Below are 13818 nucleotides of genomic sequence, written 5' to 3'. Positions count from 1 at the left end.
GGGGACTTATACTAAACCAATTTTTAGCTATATTTGAAAACAGGATTAGGATATAAATAACCTAACCCTGAAATTTTGAACTTACACACTTTTTAGGATAGTGTCCTTATGAGCGCACTTTTACGCTACCGAACAGAATCAACCTCTCGTGGTAATTTAGAAATTTTGTTTGTTATTTTTATTTTTTTAATAGAGTCTATTTTATTTTGAAGTACTTTGATCGCTGCGTTATTTTTTTCTGTTTCTTTTTGATTTCCTCTTGCATCTATAAAAAGACTACCATCATTTAATCCGTAGGTATTATCAATAATTTTTATATCTTCTACAAAATAATCTCCAATACCTTCACTAGAACGCCAAGCTTCATTTAATTGCTCATAAACATTCTTTTCCCATTGACTCGGATGCTTTACATCAATCCAAACCACATCTCTATACTCACTATCTATCAATGCTAAATCTGGAGTTGCAGCCCCATCAAAATGACCTGAACCGTCACGAATAGCCGCAATTGTTCCTAAAAAAAACAAGCGCTTTCGTCCTGCAATATGCTTAATATAAGGTCTAAATTCAACGGGCTTATTAACGGACCAATCAAATTCTTTTCGAGACTCTATAACTTTTAAAGGCATTGCCGAAACACCTGCATATCCTTGTTTTTTCGAAGCATGATCATAATAATACAATCGATCTGTCCCATCGGCTGGAACAAACACACTATAGGTTAAACTTGTGCGCTCATTACCAACGGGTTCCAATCCAAACCAATGATATAATCCACTATAAGCATCTATATTAGTGCCCGAAAAGTCAAAATCGGTTACAAATGGCTGTTGGTTTTGATCATCGGCTAAATTAGGGATCTTAACGGCTGTTTTCATATTCCAAGGTAAAGGGTCGCTAAATCCTCCTAAAAACTTTAACGATTCGGCTTGTAAACGAGACACTTTTTCTGCCACTGTATTTTGTCTTGTTAAATAGGGGTGGTTTTTCATCGCTTCAGGACTTATATATGTGCCTTTCCCTATTGTTATGCGTTCTATATAATCTTTAAAACTATGCGCACCACTTTCAATAACCATTACGCCTCCAAAAGAGGGATAAGGAAAGAAAAAGCCTTTCCATTTTATTAAACTCACCACTTCTACCCATTGTCCTGAATCGTTTTTCATATAAAAGGTATCACTAGGTTCCATATTGAATAATTGCAATATATTAAACCGTTGTACGACGGCATTGTAAGTATTACGACTAAATCTTAAAGACTCCCCTATCGAGAATGTTACAGGAATACGGTTATTTTTTGAAAATCGTGGAAATGGTGTAGTACTAGAAACAGCAAATACTTCTTCTATATTATCATTTATGCCTTGCCATACATATTTTTCTGAAGGCTGAATGGCCATCGTCCATTTGTTCTCATTTTCAACTCTAACTAAATGAGGTAGCGAAACATCTTTGGTTTCCCCTACACTCTCATTAGCCATAGAAAAAATATTCCGTAACGGTTGTATACGTTCGTTTTGCGTTAATGGCAATTCATTTATTTCTATTCTATTTAAAGTATTAAAAACATTATATGTTTTCATATAATCGTATAGCTTTAAATACCAACCTAAAACATATAAAATCACAAAAAAAAGAGACAACACCCCCAAAATTCTTAAACGTTTTCCTGATGACGGTGTTTTTCTAAATTTTCGAAAACCAAAAAATAAAACGGCAGTACTTAATAGGATTATAAAAATAAATTTTCTAACAAATAACAAAGCTGGTTGATAGTCGTCTCTTAAAAAGAAAAGCGTTATAATTATAACGAGCATTAATAATATAATGATTCGCTTTTGCTTGCTGCCTTTGTTCCAATAATTTTTTAACATCGTTTTACTATCTTTTTATAGAAATATATTTTTAATCTTTAGCCTCATACAACCTAGATAAATCAAGGTCTTACCAACGTTACTCAAAAGTAATAATTGCATAATTTTTACATATAGCCTTTATCTTTTAACCGCTCCCTAGCACTTTTTTTCTTTTGTGCTTCAGGCACTTTACTCGAGGCTTTCGCTTCTGATTTTGGCATATCACTCTGAGTTATATCGTCAATAAAACCCTTTCCTTTGTTTAAAGTATGATGTACCATATCTGATAACACTTCTGACTTATCGTCAATAATATTACTAGATTTTATTATAAACTGAGACAAATATGTTCCTGTAAGCGTTCCTACGATACCGGATACGAACATAGATATAACATTAATATGTATAGGAATTAAAAATTGAAATACGAGTATTACGATTAAAAATAGAGCAGTTATAAAAACAATTCTCAATATTAAATCTTGCTTATAAACAAAGCCTTTGGGGTCTTCTAATTTCATTTGAAGTGCTTTAGAATTAAATATTTTATTAAAAAAACGATATAATCCATTTCCCTTAGACTCTCTCCAATAGAGTAATATTCCAAACAGTATAGCTGCTATAAATACAATAAGGTCTAGTGTCATAATATTAATTTGTTTTTATTACTAAGTGCGTTTCCTATAAAATTAGTCTCCCATTTCTAAATATTGTTACTAATGATATTTATAACCCAATCTTTTAAAGAATCATCCCAAGTCTTGTACGTCTTATAAAACTGTTCCTTATCATACCAATACATAAACAAAACGTCCTTAGGAGCGACATTTACTAACAACTTCCATATTAAATCGTGATGCCTTACACTAATCGATGAGTGCGGTTTATGCAATGCCTCAAATAGTTTTGTATCTATAATATCTGTAATCTTATATTGGTTACTGGTTTCCTGCTTTTCTAGATAGCGCTCTACACTCATAACGCGCTTACGAGTATTTAAATTAATTTTATTCAAATAACTTTTAAACAACACATTATCAATCAATATTTTCTGAATAGGATGTTCTGTCTTTTCTAAAACTTTAGCAAATTCATATTTTTTAATACGTTCATATCTCGGTTGCCTTACAACTTCTTCCAAGTCATATTCTATAATATCGTGGCTTCTCAATTTATCCATTAATTCGTACTGAGAAATATGGTAAATCAAAACACCAGTAAGCGTATTTTTTATGGCTTCCTCATAATTTTTTTTAGTTTCGAAAACAACGATGGGCATAATAAAATCTCGCAACAAATATATACCTCCGAAAGCTTTAGTATAGAATGAATTTGTTGTATACTGAAGTTCATACAAATCTAAATCCCTATGTCGTAAATCGCCATAATTTTTAGCCAACTCTAATAATTGTTCTTGTAAACTTTCATCTATAAAATTATTCCCTTCTTTAAATTTCTCTATGAGATATAATTGTTGCTTTTGAATCTTATCCAAATCATTTATTAAATGAAAACGTATCGCTACTTTATCATATTTTAAAAGATCTAAGGGTTCATAAAACGCATCAATACTCTGATCAAAATCTAAACAAATAGCACAATCTCTGGTAATATCCTCAATTTTATTTCTATGCGTTTTAAACACATATTGCATCATTTCTCTATCAAAAGAATGAAATGGCTCATACAATGGCTTTCCTTTTTGTAATGGTGAAATAATAATACCATGTAGGTTCGCTTCTCCATTATTTAAATAATGAAGGTCTTCTTTTTCTGCTGCAATTTCAGGGCTCCACCCGATGCCATCTATAGAAAAGGTTTTCAGTTCTGTTTTTGTAAACCCTAGTTTTATCAAGCATTTATTATAACGTTCCACAAGCTTTCCGCTTATTGGAATTAATTCACTTCTGTATAGATTCGCTATTTTTAATTTTTGCATCGCCAATTATAAGTTGTCGTTTTCTAAAATATGGAATATTCACTCTTTAATATTGAATTTACCATTCAAAAAATATTTTTCATTATGCTTATTTATTAAATGCCGCTCTTGCCTTTAAATCTATATTCATTTGATTTATCTTTGCGTCTACTTTGCGTTTAAAATCTGTATCTGCAATGGTTGCCACTTGATCTAAATAACGCACGACTTCTTGCCTTCTAATCTCTGAAAAATTTAAACCTTTCATATTAGCCTTCATTAATTCCTGAAGCATATTAAATTTGGTCTTATAATTCTTTTTAAAATAAATTTCGGGGTTATCAAACCAATCATGTTCCAAATCAAAATCTGTTAAACGCATTGAGATTGCAGATTGTATGTTTCTAACGTCTCTAGAAGAGAAAAACGGAAATATTTTTTGTATTTCTTTGTATAAGTTGGCATAAAATAAATGATCCTTAGCCTTGTACACGCGTTCTACTTTTGAATATGCTTCAAGGACACTTGCTTCTGATGGTTTTTCGACTGCCTTTAAAATATCTCCTCTGTTTTTTGCCAAGCCTTGATCTTGTAAAAAAGCATATTTTTTTGGACTAACCATATTCACAAAATCTGGCAGTGTTTTATCTAATTTTTTCCACCATAAATAATCTTGATCCAAGAAATCGTGTGTTGTTCTTGCGCCATCGATTTTAAAGCGCCCTTGAACACGAGAAATGACAGCTTTATCTAGCGTTTCTGGTAGATTGGTAAATAAGCCAATAGTACTATTTCCATGATTAACGGCATAAGCCCCTTCTGTATAGCGTAAAAAAACACCTATTATTTCTTTAACCCCAGCAGAAACACCTTGTGTTGTGCGTTCTTGTAAATTATTTTCGGCATCATCTATTGGTGCGAATATTAATTTTGAAGACGTTTGCATTGGTTTCATCCATGCCACCATTTTCTCGGCAGAGCCTCCTTGAAAGGTACTTATTAATGTATCTGGCATAGGATGAAACAAAAAAGGAATCTCCAGGTTGTCGCAATGCGTTTTTAATCGAGTTGCAATGGCCGAAATTAACATACTTTTTCCTGTACCTGGAATTCCATATCCCATAAATACAGGCATAAAACCGCCTAATTCCTGAAAAGGGTTTTTCTTTGCTTCAAAATCATAGCTTAACATCCGTTCTGTTAAACGTCTCGCAAAATGCTTTGCGTCTCTATTTCCTACAATTTCTTCAAAATTTACCTTATTAAACACTATACTTTTTGCTGTTCCAGCGAATACATTATTCCAACCAGATATTGCAAATTCTGAATTTTCTAACTTATAGGAACGGTCCTCGATAGTTTCTACATATTCCAAACTCCCTTTGCGTAATAAAATTTCGGCTATTAAAGCCTCATAATACACTACTGTAAAATCGATAACATCTTTATCTGTATTTATAACCTCTGGATGACTCAAGTATTTATCAAAATAGAATAGACTACATGCCACGCCTTTTAATGGCGATAAGAACGAGACTTCTGGAAGGCCTGCAAATTTTTGCTTCATCACACTTAAATCCTCTGATGCAAAAGGCTTTAGATTATGTAAAATATGGTATGCTGTTGCAAATAACATAAATGCTGTTGCCGTATGTATTTTACTTTCAAATTCTCGTTTTCCATTAGAATTCAAAGTTGACTTACGTTCATTTAACGCAGACAAACCTGAGGCATCATAATAACTGTCCTTTATCCAAAGCCCTATGGTTAAGCCTTCTTGTACTGCATATAACGTTTGGTTTAAACGCATTGGTAAAGCTACAGAATCGGGTAACAAACGTTTTTTTAACGCCAGTACTGTTTTAGAAACTGAAGTCGTTGTACTTGTGCCTCTTCCCGAATTAGCTCTAGACAAGTACAGCAATATAGACTCCGCTTTAGCTTCTTTATCTTTATTTTTAGCTCGTTCCCCTTGTTCCCATTGTACACTTTTTAAATATCCACTAGCTGTCTCGCGAAGAAGATCTAATTCACTTTGTTTTATAGGAAAGGTTGAGTTATGTTCCATTTTTTATTACAGAATATTAATTTAAAGTTTATTAATTTTTAAATCCGAAATTTGAAAAGGTGGTTTAGCCAGCCCATTCATTATATTTGCGTTTTTGCTATATAATAATTGAATAATACGATGTGGTGCAAACACATAATTTTGTGTTAATACTGAATCCCATTTTTGCATAATTTGTTTTGAAAAATAGCCCCCTTCTTTAAACGCCCCTTTAGACGACACCTCATCTATTTTAAGAGATACTGCATAGGATTCAATAGGTATTTCCTTTTTAGATATACTTTCTAAAAGCGTCTGTGTCAATTCATTTTCGCTCTTTGCAAACACGTTGTGAACGGGTCCCAAATCAATACGTTTTAATTGCTTTGGTTTTACATTCTTTAATTTTCGATCGATGCCGTATGCCATTGTATCTAATGGCATTTTACGATCGGCCACTGTTTTTAAGACATCATAAATACTACTTTTTTCATTTAAAGGATCTTGACCTTCATAGTCGAAATACATAAAACAAATAAATGGCCTATTTAAGGACACATCGTAAAAACTCCAACTCGTTAAATAACCTGCTGATGTGTTTTCTACCGCTTTTATAATTTTACCTTGAACAAAACGGTTAAAAATATATTTATGTTCAACAGATGTATAATAAACGATAGATGCTGCCTGAAAAAGTTTATCTTTTCTTATAGCTTGCTTTTTTCGTAATAACTGATCTAAGAATTCTTCCTGTAACTCGCTTACATCTTTTAGCTTGTTTATATAATTATCGCGAAGGGACAAATCGTTATACAAATAACGAAACTCTAAATAGTTCGGAAATCCAGAATCTGTTAAATCCACTTTCATATTATCTTCCGCGTCATACATATACTTAATACGCATAGCTTCTATGGAATATAATAGTAAGTCACAATATTGTTTAAAGAAAATTAACTCTTGAGGGCTTCCTAATTTATTATACTGTACACTTACAATTAGCTCTTTTAATGCAAAATCTACTATTTTATGATAGAACACATATTGCTTTTTAGCATCTAAAGTAGCCGAATCTAAAGGTGTTACGATATGATTTATTGACATTCTCTATATAATAATTAAAGTAAATGGTTTCCCTTTCCTTCTATTGCTTTTAATTACAAAACAATCTCAAACCTGTTAAATATTTCTCACAAATGTTTCTTTTTTCAAAAACACAAATTAACTTAGTAAATCGCTATCTTCAGCTGTTGTCTTCTTAGGCGTAGACACCGTATCGTTTTCATTTTTATTTACCGCATAATAATCCTCAAAAAGCGCTTTCATATCGATACCATAACGTTCTGCAAAGTTCTTTTGAATAGCTTCATCTTTAGAACGAATTTCATGTAATGCTTCGGCATAACTTCCATAAACACCTTGCATAACTTTTTCGTGTACTGGAATATTATCCATCATTTCTTGTCGTGCCCTTGCACTTGCAGAATGCATAGATGCTAATGTTTCTCCTATATGCTCATCGGTTTTAACTCCTAAATGCTCTAGGATTGCAGCAAATTCTTGATCTGTTCTTGCTTTTAAAGCCACAACATAACCATCGTAATATTTAAGGCGTTCTTCTGTATCACTTTTTAGTTTAGCTCTATGTGTTTGTAAATTACTTCGCAAAGAGGTTAAAACTTTTATTGTTAAGTTGTGTTTATGCACGAAACTATCTTTTGAAGCTGCTAAAGTGGTGTAGGCATTTTTAAGGCCTTCTAATCCTTCAATTTTTTGTTCTAATCCTGTCATTTTACCAATAGCTTCCGAATACGCTGTAGATTGCTTATCGGCAATGTCTTCTAATTCTTGACGCGCTTGTTTTAACAAAGCATATTGTTCTTCTAACGTCGCTTCTACTTCCTTCTTCTTCTCTAGAGCTTTGGTATGATTTTTAGACGCCTCTACAATAGCACCTTTAAGCTTCTCCTCGACCTCCTTAATTTCTACTTCACGATTTTTCAATCGCGTTACGGCTGCTTGAGATTTATATGATAATTCACTTAACAACGTTTGTACATCTGCACTTTCTATACGCTCTTGAAACATTGATTTTGCCTTATTATCTGCACCAGACCTTACATTCTCAGCAACTTTCAATACATCTGTAGCGTTCGCTATTTTACTTTTTCTTCCCCAAAGATTGTTCCACCATGTGTTTGGCATTTGTTCTGCATCTTCTAATGCAATCTTAGCGCGTTCTAATGCCTTTTGAGCATCGTCTATAACTTTTTGTTCTGTTTCATTTAGTGCCGAGAAACGTTCAAAAAGAATACCAACCTCATCTTGATAATCTGTTAAATCTTTAATAGCATCTAAAAGAGAGGTTCTGTCTTTCTCTGCCATTTGTACAACGTCGTCTAAGGTTGCATTTAATATTTTCTGACGATTTTCAGGGTCCTTCTCTTGAGCAAGTTTAGATTTCATTGTATCTATAGCCTTTCCCCAATTTACATCTACTTTCTCTTTTTTTTCGTTAGCATTAGTTTCTAATAAATCAAAATCATCAGACATAATATATTTAATTTTAATGGTTGAACAGAATTAAGTTTAGCAATTTCGCTAAAAAATATTAGTTGTAAAATAGTTACACTCAATTTATAAGTACTCTCTTTTTATTAATTGTTACATTTTTTTCAAAGTGTTTTATTTCCTTTTGTATACTTATATAAAAGATTAAAAGTGCATTATTTAACAGTATACTTCTACCCTTTATATTAAAACAAACACGAATCAAATTGAACACATAAAGTTAAGATGAGCTGCTATTTTTACAAATGCGCTTAATTTTTAAATGAAAAAGAAATAATTTTCAAGCACTTATAAGTGCATAAAAATAAAAAAAGCAGATCTATAAGCCGGATTCTGTACTCTTTCGAGCCCTTATCATTTATCTACATGAACCATTACTGGCACACTTTAGCTGTCTACCCTCCAACAATCGCGCGTGCACGCTCAAACGTTGGTATACATGACATTGCACCTAATAGAGTTTACCTGGTTTCACTACAGCATTACCTGTACATACTTTCTGTTGCACTTTTCCTAGCCTTACGACTGGTGGCCATTAACCACTATATTGCACTACGGTGTCCGGACTTTCCTCATCTTAATAACTTATAAGACGCGATAAGGCGATCTGCTTCTTGGCAAAAGTAAGACAAAAAAAATCGCCTAGAAACAGTTTCTAAGCGATTTTTTAAAGTTAGTATTTAGCACTGTTTAATTAATTGGTATGAACGCCTGTATTTTATAAAATTCCTTACTTGTTCCTAAGTCTGTAGCCAAGTTTGGTCCTGCAGCAAATCGAAACCAAACCCCGTTGTTTAAGGTCGCCTTTACATAGCCTCCTAACCATTGGTATATATGGTCCTCATTTTCACCATTTTCTGTTCTAACTTGTGTAAAACTCTCATAGAATGCTCCAAAGGAAAAATGTTCGCTAACCTTATAACCTGGTACAATCCAATTTAATACCAGATCTCTCGTAGCATCTCCGTTCCCTTTTCTAAAAGACTTGTACCAAGCCAAGTAACTATCTAGCTCAAATCGTTTTGAATTATACAACACCAATACACTAGGTATAATAGCTTCTCCTATTGTTGTCTCTGTACTATTCGACATGAATTTACCATGACCGAATCCTAACGTAGGATTTACGTACCATTTATTCAATTTAAACCCTAATCCAACTCCTGTCTCTAAAAACAAATCGCTTCCTGTTAATCCTCCAAAACTAGGATTATTCCAAAATACACTATAAAAAGTCAAGTTTTTTTTATCGTCTAGTTCATAGTTTCCTAAAAAAACATTGGAAAAACCAGCCACACTATTGTGTATTGGCATTATAGCGAAACTTGTTTTTTTCTTTTCTTTTCCCTCACTATTAGAGTCTTGTGCATAAGTAAATTGTGCTATCAAAGCCAATGCAATAATTATTATTCTTTTCATAATCTTAATATTTAGTTTAATGGTTAATTATTTTTTAATTGTTTTAAACCCTTTAAAGTCAGGATTTCTTTTTTCTATAAAGGCTCTCATACCTTCTTTTTGATCTTGAGTAGCAAACAAACTATGAAATATACTTCGTTCGAATAGGAGGCCTTCTTTAAGTCCTATTTCTTCAGCTCTATCCACAATTTCTTTTACTCTTCGTGTTATTGGTTTACTATAACTAGAAATGGTTTTTGCTACTTTTAGGGTTTCCTCTAAAAGTGTTTCGGTTGAAAACACTCTAGATACTAAACCAGCTCTTTCGGCTTCAATAGCATCAATAAATTTCCCTGTTAGAATCATGTCCATTGCTTTTGCTCTACCAATAAGTTTTGTTAATCGTTGAGAACCTCCAATTCCAGGGATAACACCTAATTTTATTTCTGGTTGTCCAAATTTTGCATTTTCTCCAGCAAAAATTAGATCACACATCATAGCTAATTCGCAGCCTCCTCCAAGAGCATAACCAGATACTGCGGCTATTTTAGGCGTTTTTATATTTGCGAATTGCTCCCAGCCTGCAAAGAAGTCTTCAGCCATCATTTCCAGATAGGTTTTATTTATCATTTCTTTAATATCGGCTCCTGCTGCAAATGCTTTTTCATTGCCTGTAATTATAAAACAACCTATATTAGGATCTTTATCGAGCCTTTGCATAGTGTTTACCATATCGACCATTACAGCTGTATTTAAAGCATTTAGATCTTTGGGACGGTTAAGTTGTAGCACTACAACCCCTCCATAATGTTTTTCTATTATGTTCATCGTTATGTATTTGAAAAGTTAATTCTATTTAGGAATCCCAAATGGCTCCATAAGCAGGTATGCCGTGAATTTCCATACCATGTACCACCTGCCAGGTTAATTTTTTATTAGAAATACAGATTACGGCCTCTGCATTAAATTCTTTATAGGCTTTATAGGCTAATTTTACCATATCTGGCTTTCCGTGAGAATCGGTATTCCAAATAATAGCATTGGGTTGTACATCTAAAATTTCGTCTACCAAATCATCACCATACGTTTTTCTTGGGTTTCTGGTTGCCCAAACTAATCTTGAAGGCACTTCTTTTGATAATAAATGAGGAATACAAGGTCCTATACCACTTCCTGTTGCTATCCAAACAACACGTTTAAATAATTTCTCTATATTACCTACTCCCGCCGTTGGAATCCCTTTAACCCAAAGATGAGAAGGTAAATCATCTATTAAATTTCCCGTCCAGTCTCCTGCTCTAGATATAGTTAATCGAAACCCTTCCTTTCCTGGTGCTGGTACATTAGCAAAAGAATGCCATTCTCGCAATGGACTTCTGCTTATTGTTGTAGATGATCCTGCAAATGGCGTTACTCCATAATTAAAATTCACCAAAACAACATGTGAAGATGGATTTACAACCTCTACGGGTACTTTTTTAAGATGCAGCCAAGGAATTATAATACTTATTGTTATTAATAATAAGGCCCAAAACCCCATTGCAGATGTTAACGCTTCTCCATAACCTAATTCTCCTTTATGAAGTTTCACAAACACTAATGTTTGTACCCAAAATAAGGCCAATGCCATCCAACCTCCAAAGCGATGAGTTAATTCAAACCTATTATGAAACTTAGCTCTATTTTTAGGCAATGCCATAATCACCATTAAGACGAGTACTAGAATTATACTACTAGTTACTAATACTAATGCAGAGGAAACACCTTGTAAATTGTATAGCCATGCATAAAAAACCGAACCTACAAAAATGGCATACCAAATTGTTCCGGCTATATTTCCTCCCATATGAATACCTCCAAAGTGGTAAATTTTTGCTGCTGCCCACCTAATAGTTAATGGCCATGATGTTGGAATACTTGTTGCTATTTTAAACAATAGGTTAACAACATATTGCTGCCTAATTAAAATGGCTATTGTAATATTAACAATGGTAATATTCGCAATTATTTCCAATGCAATTCCGTCACTACGCCACCAATTCCCTGTTGTTAGCCCGTATATTAAAACCCCTATATTAACTATAGTTACTAATGTTATTAGCCTATTGTATTGCATTAAGGATGGTTTTTTCCATATGCGCTTATAATAAGGTTGCTTAGGAGGCATAACCACGTCTTCAAAATTAATATGCGCCCTTTCCTTTTCTTTCTTTTTTACTATATCTTTATTAATTACTTCCATCACATTTCTTTTTTTCTAGTTGTTTTTTTGCCAAATTCATTAAGAATCTCTTGTTTATTTTTCCTCTATTTGTTTTTGGCAACTCATTCAATGCGATAATCACTTCTGGAACACAATAGTAAGGCAAAGCTTTTAGCACTTTATCCTTAGCCTCTGCTTCTGATATTGTTTCTGGGCTTACAAAAGCAACTAGGGTTTTAGAGTCATATTTTAAAGCTACAGCTCGTTTACAGGTAGGAATAGTCTCCAAAACATTAGATATAGAATCTAATTCAACCCTAAAACCTTTAACCTTAACTTGATCATCCACACGTCCAAAATGTTCCAATTCTCCGTTTACAGTCCATCTTCCAAGATCGCGAGTTCGAAACATCTTATGGCCTTGTCCTAAAAATGGATCTGCGACATAACGTTCCCTATTTAAAGGGCCATTACCTATGTAACCTAAAGACACGCAATGACCGCCAGCCCACATTTCTCCGACTTCACCTATAGCGCAAGGTTTTTTATTTTTATCTAAAATATAAACGGTATTATTTGGTGTTGGCTTCCCTATGGTTAGCAATTCATCAGACGGGTAGTAACGCTGTGCTGTATTTACAATTGTTGTTTCTGTTGGGCCACATGAATTATAAAATGCGCAAAACATACTCCATTGATCGGCCAAATATTTAGGGCAAGGTTCTCCTGCTACTGCTGCAATTTTTATGTTTTTACATTTGTTTATATCTAATGTGCTAAGAATTGTTGGCGTTGCAATTATAACATCTACCTTTTCGGCAGTTTCTTGAATACTCTTACCGCGTATAACTAAACTAGCGCCATTGGCTAAACAGCCTAAGATTTCCCAAACAGCCATATCGAATGCAATACTTAAAATCTGTCCTACTTTTAATCCCGGTCGCATCCCTAGGTTTCCTGGAGCTGTTAAAAGTATATTACAAATATTGCGATGTGAAACTTGAACGCCATTAGCGATTCCTGTTGTTCCTGAAGTAAAAATAACAAAGGCTTTATCGGTATCTTCTATAGCTTCCTCAGGAGTAAACAAGACGCCTACACTCGTAGGAAATTTATAAGGTCGTTTTTTTACTTCGTCTATTAAAATACTTTGGCTAGAGTTTATTTGAGGGATTTGATCTTTAAATTTAGATTCTGTTAAAACAATTTTTATTGAGGCAATATCTATTATATGCTTCAATTGTTCTTCTGGTACGACACCTACATGCTGCGGAACATAAGCTGCTCCAACTTTTAAAATAGCAAAAATACCAATAACCATAGGAATAGAGCGTTGTAAAAACAAACCAACATTGTCTCCCCGTTTAACTCCATTTTTAACCAAAACCCCAGCCAATTTATTAGCCTGATAATTAAGTTCTTTATATGTTATGGTGTCTCCTAAATGCGATACTGCTATACTATCTGGCGTGCCTCTTGCATAGAATTCAAAGGAATGATGGATGCATCTAAATGGGAGTTCTACCTTAGGGCCAAAACCAAAGCGTTTAAAAAACACTTGCTCTTTAGGGGTTAAGGTCTGTAGCTGATTATTCAAATAATTGTTAATACTAGCTTTTACTTTAATTTTTTTTTCTGTTTTACTTTTTAAATAAGCATAATTGTCTTTTTGATCGTTATTTTTCATTTAGTATGAGGGAATTAAAATTATTACGTAGCAAAACTAGGTTCGAAAAAACTACTGTCCTGTTCGTTTAGTAACATTTAAATATTTTTTAAATGAGTACTTTGTAAGGTTTTATTAATTTTTAACTACTAA

At 33.3% G+C, this 13818-nt stretch carries 10 protein-coding genes and 1 other RNA gene; all 11 read right to left on the bottom strand.

Annotation, left to right across the window (positions count from 1 at the left end):
- Positions 1 to 125: 125 nt before the first annotated feature.
- Positions 126 to 1880 (bottom strand): hypothetical protein, encoded by a 1755-nt coding sequence (locus AC2D8I_RS07400; RefSeq protein ID WP_484705350.1) that lies wholly within the window; start codon positions 1878 to 1880, stop codon positions 126 to 128.
- A gap of 107 nt (positions 1881 to 1987) precedes the next feature.
- Positions 1988 to 2509 (bottom strand): hypothetical protein, encoded by a 522-nt coding sequence (locus tag AC2D8I_RS07395; protein ID WP_484705349.1) that lies wholly within the window; start codon positions 2507 to 2509, stop codon positions 1988 to 1990.
- A 56-nt stretch (positions 2510 to 2565) separates the two neighbouring features.
- Positions 2566 to 3801: a DUF6638 family protein gene (locus tag AC2D8I_RS07390; protein WP_484705348.1), complete on the bottom strand. Its 1236-nt coding sequence runs from the start codon at positions 3799 to 3801 to the stop codon at positions 2566 to 2568.
- An 88-nt stretch (positions 3802 to 3889) separates the two neighbouring features.
- Positions 3890 to 5848 (bottom strand): AAA family ATPase, encoded by a 1959-nt coding sequence (locus AC2D8I_RS07385; RefSeq protein WP_484705347.1) that lies wholly within the window; start codon positions 5846 to 5848, stop codon positions 3890 to 3892.
- A 21-nt stretch (positions 5849 to 5869) separates the two neighbouring features.
- A complete protein-coding gene (locus AC2D8I_RS07380) occupies positions 5870 to 6931 on the bottom strand; it encodes a hypothetical protein (RefSeq protein WP_484705346.1) in 1062 nt (353 codons plus the stop codon).
- 117 nt (positions 6932 to 7048) lie between these two features.
- Positions 7049 to 8380, bottom strand: a complete 1332-nt coding sequence (locus tag AC2D8I_RS07375; protein WP_484705345.1) for a microtubule-binding protein — start codon at positions 8378 to 8380, stop codon at positions 7049 to 7051.
- A 324-nt stretch (positions 8381 to 8704) separates the two neighbouring features.
- Positions 8705 to 9012, bottom strand: an RNA gene (gene rnpB / locus AC2D8I_RS07370) — RNase P RNA component class A.
- Positions 9013 to 9088: 76 nt separating this feature from the next.
- Entirely contained in the window at positions 9089 to 9817 is a 729-nt protein-coding gene (locus AC2D8I_RS07365; protein ID WP_484705344.1) for a DUF6733 family protein, read from the bottom strand.
- A gap of 27 nt (positions 9818 to 9844) precedes the next feature.
- Positions 9845 to 10624 carry an enoyl-CoA hydratase-related protein gene (locus AC2D8I_RS07360; protein ID WP_484705343.1) on the bottom strand — a complete coding sequence of 260 codons (780 nt, stop codon included), beginning with the start codon at positions 10622 to 10624 and terminating at the stop codon, positions 9845 to 9847.
- Positions 10625 to 10652: 28 nt separating this feature from the next.
- Positions 10653 to 12038 carry a ferredoxin reductase domain-containing protein gene (locus AC2D8I_RS07355; RefSeq protein WP_484705342.1) on the bottom strand — a complete coding sequence of 462 codons (1386 nt, stop codon included), beginning with the start codon at positions 12036 to 12038 and terminating at the stop codon, positions 10653 to 10655.
- A complete protein-coding gene (locus AC2D8I_RS07350) occupies positions 12025 to 13686 on the bottom strand; it encodes an AMP-binding protein (protein ID WP_484705341.1) in 1662 nt (553 codons plus the stop codon). The genes AC2D8I_RS07355 and AC2D8I_RS07350 overlap by 14 nt, the downstream gene beginning before the upstream one ends.
- Between the last annotated feature and the right edge of the window lie 132 nt (positions 13687 to 13818).

It is taken from the genome of Lacinutrix sp. YIN62 (assembly GCF_057219185.1).
This window is presented reverse-complemented; position numbering and strand designations above follow the sequence as displayed.